The sequence below is a fragment of the Nitrosomonas aestuarii genome, assembly GCF_003046585.1.
GTDB lineage: Bacteria > Pseudomonadota > Gammaproteobacteria > Burkholderiales > Nitrosomonadaceae > Nitrosomonas > Nitrosomonas aestuarii.
The window spans coordinates 178,481-197,281 of sequence record NZ_QAAE01000005.1 but is presented as its reverse complement, the minus strand read 5'-3'; the positions used below and the strand labels follow the sequence as shown (position 1 = coordinate 197,281).

Annotated in this window: 14 protein-coding genes; 5 read left to right on the top strand and 9 right to left on the bottom strand. The window is 44.8% G+C overall.

From position 1 onward, the window contains the following. Positions 1-414: 414 nt before the first annotated feature. On the bottom strand, positions 415-1,548 hold the full coding sequence (locus tag C8R11_RS06590; RefSeq protein ID WP_107795005.1) for an FAD-dependent oxidoreductase: 1,134 nt from the start codon (positions 1,546-1,548) through the stop codon (positions 415-417). Between the two features lie 237 nt (positions 1,549-1,785). On the opposite strand from C8R11_RS06590, the gene C8R11_RS06585 reads away from it, so the two are divergent. The 5 genes from C8R11_RS06585 to C8R11_RS06565 all read left to right on the top strand — a co-directional run bounded on the left by C8R11_RS06585 (position 1,786) and on the right by C8R11_RS06565 (position 8,566). After that, positions 1,786-2,427, top strand: coding sequence for a peptidoglycan-binding domain-containing protein (locus tag C8R11_RS06585; protein ID WP_244907577.1), 642 nt, complete (start codon positions 1,786-1,788; stop codon positions 2,425-2,427). A gap of 504 nt (positions 2,428-2,931) precedes the next feature. After that, positions 2,932-4,050, top strand: a complete 1,119-nt coding sequence (gene hpnH, locus C8R11_RS06580; RefSeq protein WP_107795004.1) for an adenosyl-hopene transferase HpnH — start codon at positions 2,932-2,934, stop codon at positions 4,048-4,050. A gap of 56 nt (positions 4,051-4,106) precedes the next feature. Then, positions 4,107-5,249, top strand: a complete 1,143-nt coding sequence (locus C8R11_RS06575; RefSeq protein ID WP_244907576.1) for a glycosyltransferase — start codon at positions 4,107-4,109, stop codon at positions 5,247-5,249. A gap of 4 nt (positions 5,250-5,253) precedes the next feature. After that, a complete protein-coding gene (locus C8R11_RS06570) occupies positions 5,254-5,880 on the top strand; it encodes an ABC transporter substrate-binding protein (protein ID WP_244907575.1) in 627 nt (208 codons plus the stop codon). 40 nt (positions 5,881-5,920) lie between these two features. Continuing rightward, positions 5,921-8,566: an MMPL family transporter gene (locus C8R11_RS06565; RefSeq protein ID WP_107795003.1), complete on the top strand. Its 2,646-nt coding sequence runs from the start codon at positions 5,921-5,923 to the stop codon at positions 8,564-8,566. Positions 8,567-8,596: 30 nt separating this feature from the next. Here the strand turns inward: C8R11_RS06565 and C8R11_RS06560 are convergent, their stop codons facing one another. The 8 genes from C8R11_RS06560 to glgP all read right to left on the bottom strand — a co-directional run bounded on the left by C8R11_RS06560 (position 8,597) and on the right by glgP (position 18,536). Next, a complete protein-coding gene (locus C8R11_RS06560) occupies positions 8,597-9,856 on the bottom strand; it encodes an RsmB/NOP family class I SAM-dependent RNA methyltransferase (protein WP_107795002.1) in 1,260 nt (419 codons plus the stop codon). A gap of 37 nt (positions 9,857-9,893) precedes the next feature. Then, positions 9,894-10,676, bottom strand: a complete 783-nt coding sequence (locus C8R11_RS06555) for a DUF3108 domain-containing protein (RefSeq protein ID WP_107795001.1) — start codon at positions 10,674-10,676, stop codon at positions 9,894-9,896. After that, positions 10,673-11,311: a phosphoribosylglycinamide formyltransferase gene (gene purN, locus C8R11_RS06550; protein WP_107795000.1), complete on the bottom strand. Its 639-nt coding sequence runs from the start codon at positions 11,309-11,311 to the stop codon at positions 10,673-10,675. Before purN ends, C8R11_RS06555 begins: the two co-directional genes overlap by 4 nt. A 21-nt stretch (positions 11,312-11,332) precedes the next feature. Next, a complete protein-coding gene (gene purM / locus C8R11_RS06545) occupies positions 11,333-12,406 on the bottom strand; it encodes a phosphoribosylformylglycinamidine cyclo-ligase (protein WP_107794999.1) in 1,074 nt (357 codons plus the stop codon). A 241-nt stretch (positions 12,407-12,647) separates the two neighbouring features. Further along, entirely contained in the window at positions 12,648-13,394 is a 747-nt protein-coding gene (locus C8R11_RS06540) for a DUF4114 domain-containing protein (protein ID WP_107794998.1), read from the bottom strand. Positions 13,395-13,943: 549 nt separating this feature from the next. Further along, entirely contained in the window at positions 13,944-15,224 is a 1,281-nt protein-coding gene (locus tag C8R11_RS06535) for a glycosyltransferase (RefSeq protein WP_107794997.1), read from the bottom strand. Further along, a complete protein-coding gene (locus C8R11_RS06530; RefSeq protein ID WP_107794996.1) occupies positions 15,221-15,928 on the bottom strand; it encodes a DUF5752 family protein in 708 nt (235 codons plus the stop codon). Before C8R11_RS06530 ends, C8R11_RS06535 begins: the two co-directional genes overlap by 4 nt. Before the next feature lie 52 nt (positions 15,929-15,980). Continuing rightward, complete coding sequence (gene glgP, locus C8R11_RS06525; RefSeq protein ID WP_107794995.1) at positions 15,981-18,536, bottom strand: alpha-glucan family phosphorylase; 2,556 nt, start codon at positions 18,534-18,536, stop codon at positions 15,981-15,983. Positions 18,537-18,801 lie beyond the last annotated feature (265 nt).

Genomic DNA, 18,801 nt, shown 5'->3' with positions numbered 1-18,801 from the left:
ATTCTGTTTTTACTGGCTGGAAAATTCCTACTCAAACGCTGACCGCTGACATCTCTTAATATTCTTAAAATAAGTGTGTCATATTTGACCAAAGCGCAGCTTATATAAGGTGGTTTTACCTGTCAAGGCAATATTCGTCGCGTGTTGTACCAAAACAACAGTCAGCCCGATTTGCACAAAATGTTGTGCTGCATCCTGCTGATGCTCATTATGGTTTGCATGCGATGTGAATTGAATTTCACATGATTATTTCCTAAGCTTTACGAAGTATATGTCATCAAACTGATCGGTGGTGGACTTGGGAATTAATCTTTTTGCTGCCACCACCAACGAAATGTTCGGTTTTCATTTATATCTAACAGGTTGTTAACGGCCCATTTAAATAAATTAAAGACATTGGTACGCAGTTCAAGGCTATATTTTGAAACGATTCATAAAGCTCTGATCGATGTGGTTTTTCCAGTACCAAACCCATTTTCCCTGAAAAAAAATGAAGTCGCGTGAGGCAACAGCATGATGTCCACCTGTGGTTAGCAGACTCAAAAAGCGTTGTTGTGGCTTGAAAGGAGCGAGTGGTTGTTGCTTAAATGTGGCCAAAATATTATTGAAAAGTACAGAGCCCTGGCGCACAGCATAGACGCCGGCTTTGGGTAAATTGCGCGGTGTAAAGGCGGCACTGTCACCCGCGGCAAAAATATTTGGATGAGAAGTGCTGCGTAAAAATTGATCGACTTCGATAAAGCCATGATTGTCACATTTTAATCCACTCATTGCTGGCCAAGTTTGTGCGCCCGCATGGATTGCCCATACTGTAAAATCATAATCAATAGAGGATTCATCCATTAAGTGTAACTGTTGTCTGTCTATGGATGCAACAAAACTGTTTTTTATAATTCTGATATTCAAAGATTGAAAATGTCGTAAAAAAAAAGCTTGTACTGCAGGATTATGTGAAGGAAGAATTGTGTTATCTGAACAAATTAGCGTGAATGCGGCGTTAATTGATGTGGTGTTTCGTAAACGGTAATGCATGGCTAGCAATACTTCAACACCAGCTGCCCCACCGCCGACTACAACAATATGCTGTTTTTGTTTTGATTTGGCGCAAAATTTCAGCCACCGTTGCCAGTGATGTAAAAAATTATTGATTGGTTTAATGGTATATCCAAAGGTATTCGCGCCCAGAATATTCTCTATGGCGGGTTGAGAGCCAATATTTATCGAAAGTAAGTCGTATTTGCTTGGCGGGTGTTGAGTGCAGGACAGTTCACGAAGATCGGGGTTAATCCGTTTAACGAAGCCGCGATGAAATTGAATACCTGCCCAACGGCAAAGTCGATGTAGATTAATATGGCAGTCTTGATGCGTATAATGACCCGCAATCAATCCGGGCAGCATACCTGAATATGGTGTGAATATATCAGGGCTTATTAAGGTTACATGTATGCCGGACAGGGGTTTTAGGGCCAGTTGCCTGATAACAGTCACATGGCTATGACCGCCACCTACTAAACATAATTGTTTCTTACTTGGAGAATATGTTTTCATGTGCGGTCAAATAGGTTTTTTATAATTGAAAGGAATAAAAAAATTGGTAATTTGTTGCAATATAAATTAGTCTATATTGATGGAAGTGAGTTTGATTATTTTTCTATGCTCGGTTAAGTAAAGTATTGAAGGAATTAAATATATTATAAAAAAAAGAATGTGAGCATTATATAATTTATGCAACATCATTTTAAATTACGGTTTATGTCTATGTTTCTACATGTATGGAGGGTATCAATGAAATCACGCAAAATCAGAATATTATCTACAGGTGTAATACTTTTGTGCACAGCCGGATTACTATCCGGTTGTGGTGATGATGTGGAAGATGCGGTAACGGAAAGCAAAGAAGTCATTACAGACGAACCAATTCAAAGTGTAGAAACGATCATTGAATCTGAGCCTGTCATGAGTTTGGACGATATGGAACGCATAGAAACATTGGATGAAACAGGTGTTGAAGAAGAAACGGGTTCAATGGAAGGAATTCTGGATGAATTATCTGATTCAGCAAATAATGCCATCGATGCTGCTCAGGAAGTAACCACTGAAACTACAGACATCATGAAAGATTATGTAGATGAGAATGTTGCCGATGCTCAGAGCGCAATCGGAGACATGCAAGAAGATGTTTCAACAGCGATTGTTGAGCCTGTTGCCGACGTATTTGAAGATGCTGAGGAAGTTGTGACGGCGACGCCTGATTTGACGCGTCGCGTTCAGCAAGCACTTGTTAATTCGGGTTATAATCCAGGGCCGGTAGACGGTATCAGTGGGCCGAAAACACTACAGGCTATTAAAAATTTTCAACAAGAAAACAATCTTGCTGCGGGTGAGTTAACCAAAGAAACCTTGCGTGCACTCGGGGTGGAGTATTAGCCATCTACGTAGTGTTAAATACATTGCTTGTCAAGGGACTGTAGAACAATGGGTTCTGCCTGACCCTTGGCAAATGTATCCTTTAATTAAACAAATATTGCTATTATTATCAAAGAGTCGATAGCAAAGTATTGAAGTGTTGTATTCATACAAAATACTCAGAACGGCTTGCACTTGGGTTATTATCGATAACCTAGTGTTGAATCAGTTGCTTTGCTAAGACTTTGTTGATATAACTAAAAAAATTCTCATCGCTCATCTATAGTCTCAAAGCAAGTTTGAGATATAATACCTTAAGTAGAAATTATAAATAATCAGTCCTTTCGGTAACAATATAAAATAAAACAACACAATTCCTGGTTCGGTATTCAATTCAATTTCTCAATTACCATTAAATATTAATTTCATAATTTGCATATGAGAAATTAAATTGTCGGCTGGGGATTTTTATATGTGACTAATAATTAATTAGTCAATTAATTGAAGCTTTTGGAGGTTTTGTCCATGGGAGTTCCGTTACGTCAACAGATTGCGGTAGGCAGTTATCTGATTAAGCAAAAAATCAAAGGTGTTAAAAAATATCCGCTGGTGTTAATGCTTGAACCGCTATTTCGCTGTAATTTGGCATGTGCTGGTTGTGGGAAAATAGCGCATCCAGAAGAAATTCTAGACAAACGGTTGTCTTATGAAGAATGTATGCAGGCCGTTGATGAATGTGGTGCACCTATGGTTTCGATTCCTGGAGGCGAACCTTTGTTGCACAAAGAAATGCCACAAATTGTTGAAGGCATTATTAAGCGTAAAAAATATGTTTACCTTTGTACCAATGCGTTACTTCTCAAAAAAAGAATCGACGACTATACACCATCGCCGTATCTGAATTTTTCAGTGCACCTGGATGGTATGAAGGAAAGACATGATGCATCAGTTTGCCAGGAAGGTGTATTTGATCGCGCAGTAGAAGCCATCAAGCTGGCACTTGATAAAGGATTCCGAGTAACCGTCAATTGCACCTTGTTTCAGGGAGAAACACCGGGAGACGTCGTTGAGTTTTTAGATTATGCAATGGACTTGGGTGTTGAAGGCGCAACTATCGCACCCGGGTTCAGTTATGAGCATGCACCGAAGCAGGATGTTTTTATTAAAGGCGCTGATACCAAAAAACTATTCCGTGGCATTTTTGAGCTGGGCAAAAAACTCAAGCGAAAATGGCGGCTTAATCATTCGGCACTTTATCTGGATTTTCTGGCAGGTAACCAGGATTACAAATGTACGCCCTGGGGAAATCCGACACGCAATGTTTTTGGTTGGCAGAAACCCTGTTACCTGTTGGCTGATGAAGGTTATGTTGAAACATTCCAGGAGTTACTCGACAGCACGCCCTGGGAAAAGTACGGCAACGCCAGTAATCCAAAATGCGCCCAGTGTATGGCGCATTGTGGATACGAAGCAACCGCAGTAGAAGATACGTTGCGCAATCCCTGGAAAGCGCTTGTGGCTGCTGTTAAAGGGCCTAGAACAACCGGCGAAATGGTTGCGGAACCTGTTCCACAATGGATTGCTAAAGAAGACAAAAAAGGAAAAAAACTGGCTGATATTCCTGTCACAATTTCTAATAAATAGGCTGATTATGTGCTGTAGATGGTAGGAGTGCATATGCTTGCGCCAAGTGAGCGTTCGTGACTGAATTGATGTTAACCGGTGCTGTGTTTGGAGCTGTACTTGGAACTGTTTTCTGGGGGGCGGTGTTGTTGCTTCCCTGGCGACCTACAAGTACGCGTGAACAGATCGAACTCAAACATGAAGTTCAGTTCAGTCAAAATCTGAGTAACATCACAGTACTGATTCCGGCCCGCAATGAAGCTGCTTATATTCAGCGTACACTAGAAAATGTTAAGGTGCAGGGCGAAGGTCTGCAGATCATTGTGGTTGACGATCAGTCAGTCGATGATACGGCACAACTGGCCCGAGAAAAAGGCGCGCGGGTAATTACTGGCACGCCGCCGCCGACAGGATGGAGTGGCAAGCTTTGGGCGCTTGAACAAGGCTTGCGTGAAGTCCGCTCACAGTATACGTTATTACTTGATGCGGATATTGCATTATCCCCCGGCATTATTGCAGCTTTGCGAGAAAAAGCGGAAACCGATAAGCATACGCTGGTCTCGCTAATGGCCGCACCGTCCATGGATAATACCATTGAACGCCTGCTTATGCCCGCGTTTATTTTTTTCTTTAAATTGCTTTATCCATTTGGTCTGGCGAACAAATCGGATTCACAAATGGCGGCTGCCGCCGGTGGGTGCATACTGGTTGAAACGCAGGCGTTACATGCAGTCGGTGCCTTTGGCAGTCTTTATGACGCATTGATTGATGATTGCACGCTGGCGGCGCGTATCAAACAAACGGGCAGTAACACATGGATTGGATTAAGTCACGCAGCCTACAGTCATCGTGGTTATCATAAGCTTGAAACTATCTGGGAAATGGTATCGCGTACGGCATATACCCAACTCAATTATTCACTTATTTTATTGATGATGTGTACCATCACTATGGTAGCCATGTTCTGGTTCGCGCCATTTACATTTGTATTGCTGCCCGATCAGAAAACTTATATGATCAGTGCATTAGCATGGACGGCTATGCTTTTAGCCTACAGACCGACTTTGATTTATTACCACCGTTCACCGCTCTGGGTGTTTGCATTGCCTGTTATTGGTACGTTATATCTCGCCATGACATGGACTTCAGCAATACGGTACTGGCGTGGAGAGCGTGCTCGCTGGAAAGATCGTCAATATGAAAGCAAGAAAGGTAGTTAACAAAATGCAACGAATACTGATTTTAGTCAGTATCTTAATGATGTCGCTGGCCATTTCTTTAGTCAGTGCAGCCAATACGGATGAGCCGGAACCTGGTAGCGCGCATGCCGTTGTACATGACTTGCAGCAGTCTTTATTACAGGTTATGCGAGAAGGTGAGCAACTGGATTACTCGGGACGTTTGGCGTCATTAACCCCGGTTGTCGATCGAACGCATGATATTGAAATGATCATCAAAACAATTCTTGGCGCAACACTTTGGCACGAACTGGATCAGGTGCAACAGGATTTGATTATAGAAACATTCCGGCAACTCAGTATCGCGACTTATGCCGGACAATTTAAACAGTATAGTGAAGAGCAATTCAAGTTTCTAGAACAACGCGACTTGCCACGGCATCAGAAACTGGTTCGTAGTCAACTTATCAAGGGTGACGGCGGTATAGTCAATTTTGATTACGTATTGCATCAACCGGCGGAACACTGGATGATTATTAATATTTTGTTTGACGGTGTCAGTGATCTGGCCATCAAACGCAGTGAATATCGATCAATTATACAACGTGAAGGTTTTCAGTCATTGATTGGTATGTTGAAAGAAAAAATCTCAGAAGCGGAGCATACAGAATAATCATCGCCACTTTCATTCCTAAAGCTTAAAAGGACTTTTCGTGGACATTTCAAATGGCGCGAGCTACCGCTTTTTTGCCCGCTGGGCAGCATTTTCCTATCAAAAAGCTATCTGGGTCATTTTTTTTGCAATTGTCATTGCAGGATTCAGTGTTGTATATACCGCAAATAACCTGGGTGTACATACGGACACTACTGATATGCTGTCTGAGGATGTACCTTTTCGCGTGAATCACAAGCGCTATAAAGAAGCATTTCCACAATATGAAGATGCCTTGCTGCTGGTTGTTGATGCGCCGACACCTGAACAAGCGCATGCCGCTGCTAAGAAATTGACCGCCTATTTGCAGAGAGATAAAGTTCATTTTTACGAAGCGAGTTATTTAAGTGGCGCCCTTTTTTTTGAACAGAATGGTTTGCTCTATAAAAGTATTCCCGAGCTGGAGAAAATCACCGATCGCCTGGCTGCTGCACAACCTCTGATTGCGCGTCTTGCATTGAATCCCACTCTGGATACATTTGCGTCTGTACTGACCGAAGCGGTCGATGAGCTCAGAAATGGCAGAAACCTGAACCTGACAGCCGTTTTCAACGGTATTACTTCAACCCTGGATGCCAGGTTTGCGGGCTCTCCCCATGCATTATCTTGGCAAATATTGTTCGATGGCGAGGAACAAGCTGATCTATATCAGGAACTCATACTGGCCAGGCCCAAACATGACTATGCACAATTGTTTGCTGCTGAACAACCGCTGAAAGTAATTCGTGAGGCAGCAGTGGAACTTGGGTTAACACAAGGTGCACCTGAGAAATTACGCATTACGGGGGAAGCGGCGCTTGCATATGATGAACTCCACAGCGCCATGCGCGGCGCACAGGATGCAGGTATTTTGGCACTGGTATTGGTCATCTTGGTATTGTTAATGGCGGTACGTACGGCTGGTGCAATCATAACGGTTATGTTCAGCCTTGTTTTGGGTCTTTTATTGACAGCTGCTTTCGCGACTTTCGCGGTCGGTCATTTGAATCTGATTTCAATTGCTTTTGCGGTATTGTATATCGGTTTGGGTGTCGATTACGCCATCCATTTTTTATTGCGGCATGAAGAAGTCAGAAGATCCGGCCAGCCTGTTATGAAAACATTACCGGTAGCCAGTGGCGATATCGGGCGGGCTCTGTTGATTTGTGCGGTCACTACCGCGATTGGTTTTTATGCATTTATACCGACAACTTATGATGGTGTTGCCGAACTTGGCTTGATTTCCGGTTCAGGTATGGTGATCAGTTTGCTGGTAACGCTGACGATCGTCCCGGCACTGCAACGCTTTTTTCCAATACCACTGATTAAACCGCTTATTTCAATTCGGCCGGTGCATGCGGCGCTGGAATGGCCTGCGCATGCGCGCAAAAGTGTTCTTGTACTCACGACGATCGCTGTGCTGTCCTCGATTATGGCGCTGCCGCAGATCCGGTTTGACTATAATTTACTCAATCTGAATGATCCGCGTGTCGAATCGGTCGAAACCTTCCGCGATTTATTGGAAAATGCCGATGATTCACCCTGGCATATTATTGCGCTTGCAGATGACCGCAACGAAGCTGAGCAGCTTGTTAAAAAACTTTCCGGGCTGCAGGAGGTGGATAAAGTCGTCACCATTCTGGATTTTGTACCTGACAGTCAGGAAGAAAAAATTCGACTTATCGAGGAAATGGCGATGACGCTTGGCCCGATATCATTTGCACCAATTATCCAGCAACATATCAATGTGGATATGCAGCTTTCAGCGTTGCAGGATTTGCAACATACCTTAAACAGGTTTCTGATTGAACAACCGGCACACCCTGCCGCAGATTCGGCGCGCGCACTGCAACAATCGTTGACAAATTTACTATTACAACTTAATGGACTGAATGGGCGTGAGTCGCGGGAGAAATTGTTATTCGCTGTTGATCAGGACTTGTTGCATTTGCTGCCGGAGTCCATTCATCGTCTGCAACTTGCACTGGAAGCGAGGTCTTTCGCGCAGCAGGATATTCCTGATTCAGTCAAGATACATTGGCAAAGCAGTAATGATATTTACCGCATTGCGATTTATCCAGCTGAAAACATCAATGACAATGATGCATTGAAACGGTTCGTGCGTGCTGTACAGGAGATAGCACCGGGTGCGACGGGCGTACCTGTTATCAGTCTAGAAGCCGGGATGGCCGTGGTCGATGCATTTATTCATGCTTTCTCACTGGCACTTATTGGTGTTGTAGTTGCGTTGCTGGTACTGCTCAGGAGTGTGAAATCGACGGTGCTGGTCATGGCACCGTTACTGCTGGCGGCACTGTTTACCGGTGCAATAACCGTGTTGCTCGACGTGCCGTTCAACTTTGCAAATGTGATCGCTTTGCCGTTGATACTTGGTATTGGGATTGATTGCAGCGTGCACATGGTGCACAGAAGCCGTAATACCGATGAAGCATATGAGAATTTGCTGTATACCAGTACCACGCGCGCTATCTTTTATAGCGCGCTCACTACAATGGCCGGATTTGGCAGCCTGATCTTTTCACAGCACCAGGGTACAGCTAGTATGGGATTACTGCTCCTTGCCGGTGTGGTGTTAACATTGATTTGTGTACTAATCATTTTGCCCGTATTGTTGCATGCTGTAGATAAGAAGCAACAACCTGACTAATTGTTTAAAGTATTATGTTGTTGATTAGAGTTATGGTTTTTTGCGTGCTAGAGTTGCAGCAAAAAAACCATCCGTCTGGTGTGTCAACGGAGACAACTGAAGGAATTCGCCGGTATTGACAGTAATCCGCTGTTCCGCCAGCAATTCGGAGCAGTTGAGTAAATCAAATTCCGGATTTTTTGTCCTGAAATCTGCAATGATTTCCTGGTTTTCTTCGGGTAGAAAACTGCAGGTGGCATATACCAGTCGTCCACCCGGTTTAAGCAGGCCGGCCGCTGCCGAGAGGATCGAAGCTTGCTTTGCTTTCAATTCCACTATGCTTTGCGCAGACTGGCGCCATTTTAAATCAGGATTGCGGCGCAATGTACCCAGACCGCTGCAGGGCGCATCGACCAACACGCGGTCAAATTTTCCAGATAGGCGCTTAATTTTAAGATCGTTTTCGTTGACAATGCGTTGAATATGGATATTGGACAGACCTGAGCGTTTAAGACGCGGTTTTAAATTGTTAAGCCGCTTCTCTGAGACGTCAAAGGCATACAGACGGCCTTTTGAGTGCATCAATGTGCCGAGTAGCAACGTTTTGCCGCCTGCACCGGCACAAAAATCAGCCACCATCTCGCCACGCTTTGGCGCCAGTAAATAGCCAAGTAACTGGCTGCCTTCATCCTGTACTTCAATCTTGCCTGACAGGAAAAGTGGATGTCGATTAATCGCGGGTTTATCAAGCAGACGGATGCCACAGGGAGAAAAAGGCATAAGTTCGGCTCGGATATCATCCTGTAGCAGTGCTTCGAGAACCTGTTCGCGTTTTGCCAGCAATGTGTTTACACGCAAGTCCAGCGGTGCTGTTTTCTGCAGTGAGAGTCCCAAGTTCAGAATCTCTGCATCCGGCATAAAATGTTGTAATTTTTCCACCAGCCAATCCGGAAGTTCAGCCTGAATTGACAGTGGCTGAGATACTATTTTGACGGCTTTAATGCTCGGCAGCCATTTTATTTCGGATTCCCTGGCCCATGCTTTCAGTTCCCGTAAATTCACGCCCTGGAATCGAACCAGATAAGCCAGCAATAATGAGCGGGGAGTAACTGAATCAACGATATGCTCCAGAAATAACCTGTGACGTAAAATGCCAAAGGCGGTTTCTGCGATAAATGTCCGGTCGTATGCGCCGAGTTTTGGGTTTTCCTGGAAAAAACGCCTTAAAATGGCATCCGCCGGATATTCCAGGGGCAATAGCGTACGTATGGCGATAACCGCCTTGTCCAGTTGTGAGGGTGTCAGGTGCATATTAATTATTGGATATTATTGATGGTTTATGAATGAATTAACGTTTGCAACAAGATCTGTTATCTGAATCATCTGGATAACTCAGACTTAGCTCGGCAACCATTTTTTCAACTTCCAGACCGTCTTTCTCAACCGATTGAATACGCACCGGTACCATATGATAGCGTAGTGCAAGCCAGATTTTTCTTTGCTCTTTGTCCTCGCCGGCTGTTTGTTTTGTCAATACAATTGTTTCCAGCTCACCCAATGGCGTCTTCAGCTTTTCTTTGCTGATTCTGTACTGTATGCGTTGCAGACTGCGCCCATCGGTTACATGAATATCCAGTATATTACCAGCTTCAATTCGGTTCGGCGGTGAGAAAATGAAACTATAAGACAGGCTTAGCCGGTCCAGTGTGCCTGCTGCCAGTGTTTTTTGGACTTCTTTGCCTTCATGCCTGAGCGTTAGCGTCTGATTTTTCCAGTCAAATAATGCCAGGCTGGGTTCATTGTTTGCACGCTGGTCAGAGTAAAAACTTGGTTGTAGGCCATCTCCTGTAATCATGCCTTTACTTTCACGAATAATATTGCCAGGCTTGATTACTCTGAAAACACCGATTGCCTGCGCATTACTGCTAATGTTAAAAGTATGGGTGTCGCTTTTTTGACTGACGTCGACAATTTCATTTAATTCGCCAAGACCAATGCCTGTTTTTACGGTGTAGCTGATATGAATGCGAGTGGGTAATTCAGTTACTGTTTCAATTTCGGTTTTTTTTTCAGCAGCCAGAGCTGAAAACTCATGTCCCCAGAGCATAAAAAGCACCAACAAAAATTTCATTCCTGCAATCCCGGTGAAAAGATAACGAAATCATGAATACCGGTTTCAGAGACTGTAACTGTGTTGCCGCAAAGTTTGATACGACCATGCATAAACCAACAAACAGCCTGAGAATAAATGCGATGCTCCTGTTGCAGCACCCGCTTGGCGAGTGTCTGACAGGTGTCATTCGCCAATATTGGGATGGCCGCTTGTATTACAATGGGCCCATGATCCAATGCAGACGTTACAAAATGTACTGTGCATCCATGAATTTTAACGCCTTCCTGCAATGCACGCTGATGGGTATGCAGACCCGGAAATGCAGGTAATAAGGATGGATGAATATTCATCAGTCGGCCCTGATAGCGCAAAACGAAATCGCGGGTCAGAATGCGCATAAAACCGGCAAGTGCAATCAACTCAGGTTGATAATGGTCGATTTCTTCAGCCAGTGCTGTATCAAAGGCTTCGCGATTCGAAAAAACGCGGTGATCAATGGTTGCAGTCTGAATACCCAACGCTGCAGCGGTCTTTAATCCCTCTGCATCGGGGTTGTTGCTGACTACCACAATACGGTCGACTGGTAATTGAGCTTCCAGCAAAGCCTGCATATTGCTACCACGGCCGGATATCAAAATAACAAGCGTTTTCATAACCGATTCTGATAAAGATGCCTATATAAGTACAGTAGCGGAGTGACCGGGTGTGCGTTCCTTTATTTCGCCTATTTGCCAGACCGTTTCACCTGCCTTGCGCAAGCAATCCATGGCGGCATTTGTCTGATCAGCACCGACAACCACAACCATGCCAATGCCGCTATTGAATACCCTGAACATTTCAGCATCGCTGATATTGCCTTGTTGTTGCAACCAGTGAAAGAGTGGGGGGATATCCCAGCTTTCTTTGTGCAGCACGGCAACCGCATGATCCGGCAAAATACGTGGCAGGTTTTCGATCAAGCCACCACCGGTAATATGTGCCAGACCTTTAACAGGCAATTGTTTCATCAAAGTCAACAAAGGTCTGGCGTAAATACGCGTCGGTGTCATAATGACATCGCTAAGCGGTTTGCCGTGAAAATCCTGTGATATATCGATCTGGTTGCTGCTAATAATCTTGCGTATCAACGAGTAACCGTTTGAGTGCGCGCCGCTCGATGCCAGACCAATCACGGCATCCCCCGCTTGAATGGTTACACCACTGATAATCTGTGCTTTTTCCACGACCCCCACGGCGAACCCGGCCAGATCATATTCTCCAGAAGGATACATGTCCGGCATCTCGGCTGTTTCGCCACCAATGAGTGTGCAGCCCGCCTGTTCGCAACCTGCTGCTATACCGCTGACAACTGCGGTTGCCGTATCCACATCGAGTTTGCCACATGCGTAATAATCCAGAAAAAATAACGGCTCAGCGCCCAATACCAGAATATCATTAACGCTCATGGCAACCAGATCAATGCCGATGCTGTCATGTTTGTTCAATTGAAATGCAAGTTTTAACTTGGTTCCCACGCCGTCGGTGCCAGATACCAGTACTGGATTCTGGTATTTTCTGGAAATCTCGAACAACGCACCAAATCCACCTAAGCCGGTTAATACTTCCGGGCGAATTGTGCGTTTTGCAAGCGGCTTGATATTTTGCACCAGACGATCACCGGCATCGATATCAACACCGGCATCACGATAGGAGAGGGACGTTGAGGTTGGATTAGCTGGATTATTATTATCAGATGGATGAGCGGTCACGGTGTATTTTTGCAATTACTGAATAAATATTGATATAACCGTTATTTTACAGTAAATCAAAGGAGTTCATATCTGTCTTGGTATTTAATTACAAAAATCGATTGTGTATTCTTTGATCTGATGCGCTTTATGCGCTATATAGAAGCAATAAATAGTGGAGCAGCCGTTTTATTGATAAAAAAAATCTCATAGAAGGCTGTTCTATGAGATTAATGAAAATAAGTTGATGCTATTTATTTTTTTATATTCTTTTCTTGGATCGACTGCCAATGAAACCGACAATGCCGATACCAAGCAATGCAAGCATTGATGGCTCCGGCATTGGATAGACAGATTCTATAATCAAAACAAGGTCACTATAATTTGCATCCCCGCCACCAAACTGGTCTTCCCAGGCCATGATGTATTCATTTCCAACCCAAGCGCCCGGAAGTGTTGCTGGAAGATCAATTACATCGACTCCTTGACCCTGATAAGCAACCATGTGATCTACTGCGTCCGCATTTAAATCAGTATCACTATAAAAAATATGAGTTCCGGTATTCAAAAAATAACCAAACGCATTTCCGGCAAAATCAACGCCCGTATCTGCAAAGTTAATCAGTACTGACCCGTCATTCGCAAAAGTTAATAATTTTTGTGCGCCAGCACTGTCCACACCTGCATATAATGTAACCATATTCAGAGGATTGGTGACGTCATAAATACCCAGTGTATTGATTCCGGCATTTCCCGAAAGCTCTATAATGATTTGACTATATGAACCACCACTACCGGCTACCCGCCATTGACTGTCGAGTTTAATCTGATCGGTATTCACATCGATACTGCTGTTTTTCGAGGCAGGAGCGACTGTAATATCATTCAGTATTTTCTGCAGTGAGGCACCTGCGTCGGTGAACACCACAGCATGGGCAGTTGCCGATATCATCAGGGAGGCCATTATTAGAATTGTAGCTGTTAAGGTTGTATTTGACTGTTGTTTCATTTGTTGATACTCCAATGTTAATTCTTGATCCTTACTTTTCCTGCAAATTCATGAACCTTTTCTTGTCGCGTTTTTCATAATCGGATGTGAGAATATTTCCTGTATTAATTTATTTGCTTTAAGTGAATTAAATTCCATATCTCTATTCTTTATGAAGTTTATTGTCATTCGTTATTCCTTCATTGAGTGATCATCATAAAGATTCTGAAAGTTGGAACAATTGGACTAAAGTCCTACGACAATGGATTGGATAAGAAGAATTTTGTTCGGAGAGGAAATCAGGTCACTGAAGACAGCCGGAACTGGAAATCGGCAGGTTTATCACCGCTTATGCGCAAAGTATTGCCTGACAGGACTGTACTGATTCCGTTTTAAACCGATAATCCCTGCAGAATAATTGCTTAGAGTATCGATTGTTTCAGATGTGAATTAACGATTCACCGAAGGTGCTCGTGAGTACTTTTGAGGGGCGTTGTCAGACTGTTGTAAACTATCGACCTCGCCGCCTCGAAATAACTTTTTAACGCGGCCTGCTAAATGAAAAATCTGTTACTGAAATAATTGATCGTGTAATCTTTGCTCAGAAATAGATTGTGAGAGCTCAATGCGATCCTGCGAGCCATATAACAAAGCAACCATCAGCGCCAGGTATTCCCGCAGATGGCGAGTGATTAGGAAGTTGTCGCGTACGAGAACCCGGGCTTTTTCGCCCATCTCACGGATGTTGCCGGGCTGGTGCAACAGGTAGCGAATTCGGAGTGCTGCGCCTTCGGGTGTGCTTACCAGGAAACCCGTATGATGGTTGATTACCTGCAGACGAATCCCGCCAACATCTCCACCGATTACGGGCTTACCCTTCCACATGGCTTCGGTAACCGTTAAGCCGAAGCCTTCGCGGATGGATTTTTGCACAACGATATCTGCCGCACGTTGCAGAGCATTAATTTCCAGATGCGCATCCGATGGCAGTAGCAGGATATGTATATCAGCATCGCCACTGGCTGCTTGTTGCACTTCGTTTAATACAATTGCGCCTTCAGGGTCATCTGTGGCTTCGCCACCCGCTAAGACCAGTTGCAGCGAAGGCAGAAATTTTTTGGCCAGTTGATAGGCCTGGATGACGCCGATGGGATCTTTGAACCGGTCAAATCGGGATACTTGCAGCACAAGCGGTCGTTCTGGGTCCAGTTGGTACTTTTCATAGACGTTCTCAATGGCGTCAGGGGCTAATTCGATATTTTTGTCACTGAAAGGGTCTATACTCGGGGGTATCAAATAGATCGGATGCGGTAGTTCGTGGGCAAAAGCGGCCAATGAAAAGATGCTGGCGTCATACGGTGCGATGAACTGACGTAGATATTTCCATACCGGCCGGTATGGATGGCTGGCGTCGATATGGCAGCGCCATATCCATTTCCCCTTACGCGCTGGAAAATGCTGCAGCAACGCAGCAGGCTGTGGATCATGAATAAATACGAAATCGGCTTCTGTTAATACAGATCGTAATGCTTCGGCATTGTCAGTATTGGTATTTTCATAAACCCTGAGCAACTTGTCGCTCAAATGGACTTGATTACCCTGCAGTGTGTTATGCATACCTTTCGTGCATTCAAAAAACTGACTCTCGCCTGTGATGACTTCCCAGCTGGCATCAATTCCCAGTTCCCGCATAAGCGGTATTAATTTGGTCAGAATTTCAGCAACCCCACCACCCATGCGGGTTGAATTTACATGTACAACCTTGGCACCAGAAAAAGGCGCTGCTAACTGACGTAAGTGTGCGATCACATCAATTCCGGTGATTTGTGCGTAATCATCCAATAGACTCATATATCCGCTTCCTTAAAATGCGTTTGAAACAATTGTGCCAGTTGTGTGCGCAGTTCACTAAGACTGCCAAAATAGGGATCAATTCCTGCTACTTGTTCCCGCAACAGCGAATATTCCTCACCGAAACCGGCAAGCCAGTCACTGAAATCATCGCATCGGTGCGCAGTCCGTCGACGGGCGTCAATAAAGTGATAGAAAATGCTGCTGGTAGACAATTGTGCGACTGTGGATGCCAGTTCCGCCGGTTGCTGCAAACTGCGTGCCGTATCAAAAACAATAATTTGCGAACGAATAAACTCGAATTGCTGCGTGGCGCGCATCCAGAGTAAACCTTCGCATTGGTCAAGACGCATATCAATCAATTCAATAATTTCCAGTCGCAATGATTCCAGATCTGTAAAATCTGTAGGATCTAACGCGGCCAGCCGTTCGGCCAGAATGGCGTCATGGATGCCATGCCTGATCCAGGCGGCAAAATCGTTATTGAATTCACGTTCTTCAAAGCGTGCCTGTAAAAGTCCACCCCAGTAATGGTGATAGATACTGGATTCATCAATAGTTGCCAGCTCAGTTCTGAATTCCTGCAACATGCGTGCACGCCTGCCGGTTGCCAGAGCAACCAGCGCGCAGTCTTTAATATAGAAAGGGCCAGGACGGCTGTGAGCATCAACGATATCTGCAGTAGCAGTCTCCGGTGTGGCCATAAAGTGTTTCCTCTTGTGTTTGTTGCGGTGTTAACCAATTCAGACCTTACATCTACAACCAAATCATCATGCCCATTTCCAGTGGATGCGTGAGTAATTGATGGTATGGATAGATGCGAATGTAATACTCTTGTTTGCCGCAGAATTCAGGTGCCAGATCGAGTTCAAAGATATGTTCATTGCCATCTTGAACCTTCGTAAATTTAAAACAAAAACGGTTAAAATTATTGAGCCGGGTTTTTTTGTATTGACGGCATATGAGCAGTTCCATGACGACATCTTCAGGTTGTAGACCGCTTAATTGAGCAGCTATTTTGAAATTTAAAACGTCATTAAAGTTCGCACGGTTGTGCGGCATGTTAATACGGCGAATATGAACACCGTTCCATGCATTTCTGATTCGGTTTTTCCAGATTGCGATTTCCCGGGCGCCTTCAAAGCCGTTGGGTGTATAGCGTTCATGCTGATAGCTGGCCGGGCGATAAAAATTTTTCAAATATTCTGTTACCATGCGCGAGGCGCTGAAGCGCGGTAGCAGTGAGACCATTGAGTGTTTGGCCATTTTTACCCATTCCGGTGAATAACCTAGTTTGCTGCGATTATAATAAAGAGGAATGACCTGGTCTTGAAGGATTTCATAAAGCGCCTGACTTTCCTCCTGATCGCGCAGTACTGCTTCCATATTTTTTGGGCCCGGTTTGATGGCCCAGCCATTATGGCCGTTATAACCTTCTTCCCACCAGCCATCAAGAATACTCAAATTGATCGAGCCATTGATCCCGGCTTTAATGCCCGATGTGCCGCTGGCCTCCAGGGGAAATATCGGGTTGTTGAGCCAGACATCCACGCCTGAAACCAGTCTTCTGGCAAGGCGTAAATCATATCCTTCAACGAGCAACAGTTTGCCTTCAAATTCCGGCATGTGCGCGATCTGGCTGATACGCCGGATCAGATCCTGTCCCGGCTCGTCAGCCGGATGTGCTTTGCCGGCAAAGATCAGTAAAACGGGACGTTCTTCATCGAGTACGATTTTCCGTAACCAGCCCAGGTTTTCGAATAACAACGTGGCGCGTTTGTACGTTGCGAAGCGGCGTGCGAAGCCGATAGTTAAAATATTGGGATTGATAGGGTCGGTAAATTTAAGCAATCGATCCAAGTGAGCATCGGACCCGTGATTGCGTGTGTTTTGTTCAGCCAGACGATCGCGAACCCCAAACAGCATTTGTGATTTTAACGATTGTCGAATGCTCCAGAACATATGGTCAGGTATATCATGAATTCGTTCCCAGAACGTGGCCTCACACATTTTGCTGCGCCAGTCGTATCCCAAATAACGGTCAAATAAATCGGACCATTCCTGTGCAAGAAAAGTTGGTACATGTACGCCGTTAGTAACGTAGTTTATGGGATTTTCTTCCGGCTCGATCTGTGGCCACAAATCCCGGCAGATATGGGCGGATACATTGCCGTGTATTTTGCTGACACCGTTATGAGTGCGCGAACCGCGAATAGCGAGGGCAGTCATGTTGAAGTCCCGATGATCGACGGTATGACCAAGCGCCATAAATGTTTCTCGGGTGATATTCAAATCATGATAAAAAGGTTCAAAATAAGTTTGCATCATTTCTTCGCTGAAATGATCATGTCCGGCGGGTACTGCGGTATGGGTGGTAAAAATCGTATTGGCTGCTACTGCTTCCAGTGCGCTGTCGAAATCCAGGTTTTGCCGCATCAGCGTACGCGCACGTTCGAGTATCATAAATGCGGCATGCCCCTCATTAATATGCCATATGGTGGGTTTAATGCCCATTTCATGTAGAGCACGCACACCGCCCACACCCAGGATAATTTCCTGTTCTATGCGCATGGTTTTGTCGCCACCGTACAGCTTATGGGTGATATTGCGATCCTGTGGTGAATTTTCCGGCAAATCGGTATCCAGCAGATATAGTTTTGCGCGGCCTATTTTTACCATCCATATTTTTACCGTGACTTTGCGGTCCGGTAATGCCACTTCTATACGCATCTCCGATCCATCGTCATGCAAAACGGACGTAACCGGCAGGTCTTCGAAGTCCGAGTCGGTATAGATGGCCAACTGCTTTCCCTGATTATCGATGGTCTGAAGGAAATAGCCTTGACGGTAAAGCAGTCCTACAGCGACAAAGGGTAAATGCAAGTCGCTTGCTGCTTTGCAGTGATCGCCAGCCAGAATACCTAGACCGCCTGAGTAGATGGGTAAACTTTCATGAAAACCGAATTCAAAACAGAAATAAGCGATTTGGTCTTTTAGAAGCAAACCGTTGGTTTTATCCTGATGCGATGGTTCATAAAGATATGAATCAAAGGTGGATAAAATGCTGTCGTAGGTGGCCAGGAAAGTAGGGTCTTCCGCGGCTTTGAGCAGTACGGACTCATCTGCACGCTTGAGAAATGCTTTAGGATTATGTCCCACAGCACCCCACAAGATAGGATCAAGCCGGGAAAAAAGCATGCGCGTCGCGCGGTCCCAGCTATACCATAGGTTATTGGCCAATTCTTCCAGACGTTCCAAACGGGACGGTATTTTTGGGTTGATTGTGATTGTGAATGTGGTTTTTGAAAACATATAAATCCCCGCGGGAGAATAAGAAAACAGACTATTAAAAGGCTGTTGAAATCCGTTGTGAGCTCATCCAAGTTCCAGGCAATAGTTGACGGCAAAATTGCCGAAAACAGATTTTGAACGGCTGAAAGCCGACCTGCAGGGCGAGGTATGTAGCGTGTTGCGTAAAAAAAGCGGCGTGTGAAGCGCGCAAATGGACATATCGAGTCAATTATTAACACCGAAATTGTAAACGAATTCGAGTTTTAACAATACTGTGTGTGCTTTC

Bases quoted from the DNA above. Each gene is read 5' to 3' on its own strand.
- C8R11_RS06555 (WP_107795001.1), bottom strand. From the start codon at position 10,676: ATGAAATTTTTGTTGGTGCTTTTTATGCTCTGGGGACATGAGTTTTCA.
- glgP (WP_107794995.1), bottom strand. From the start codon at position 18,536: ATGTTTTCAAAAACCACATTCACAATCACAATCAACCCAAAAATACCG.
- C8R11_RS06560 (WP_107795002.1), bottom strand. From the start codon at position 9,856: ATGCACCTGACACCCTCACAACTGGACAAGGCGGTTATCGCCATACGT.
- C8R11_RS06590 (WP_107795005.1), bottom strand. From the start codon at position 1,548: ATGAAAACATATTCTCCAAGTAAGAAACAATTATGTTTAGTAGGTGGC.
- purN (WP_107795000.1), bottom strand. From the start codon at position 11,311: ATGAAAACGCTTGTTATTTTGATATCCGGCCGTGGTAGCAATATGCAG.
- hpnH (WP_107795004.1), top strand. From the start codon at position 2,932: ATGGGAGTTCCGTTACGTCAACAGATTGCGGTAGGCAGTTATCTGATT.
- C8R11_RS06570 (WP_244907575.1), top strand. From the start codon at position 5,254: ATGCAACGAATACTGATTTTAGTCAGTATCTTAATGATGTCGCTGGCC.
- C8R11_RS06530 (WP_107794996.1), bottom strand. From the start codon at position 15,928: ATGGCCACACCGGAGACTGCTACTGCAGATATCGTTGATGCTCACAGC.
- C8R11_RS06585 (WP_244907577.1), top strand. From the start codon at position 1,786: ATGAAATCACGCAAAATCAGAATATTATCTACAGGTGTAATACTTTTG.
- C8R11_RS06540 (WP_107794998.1), bottom strand. From the start codon at position 13,394: ATGAAACAACAGTCAAATACAACCTTAACAGCTACAATTCTAATAATG.
- C8R11_RS06535 (WP_107794997.1), bottom strand. From the start codon at position 15,224: ATGAGTCTATTGGATGATTACGCACAAATCACCGGAATTGATGTGATC.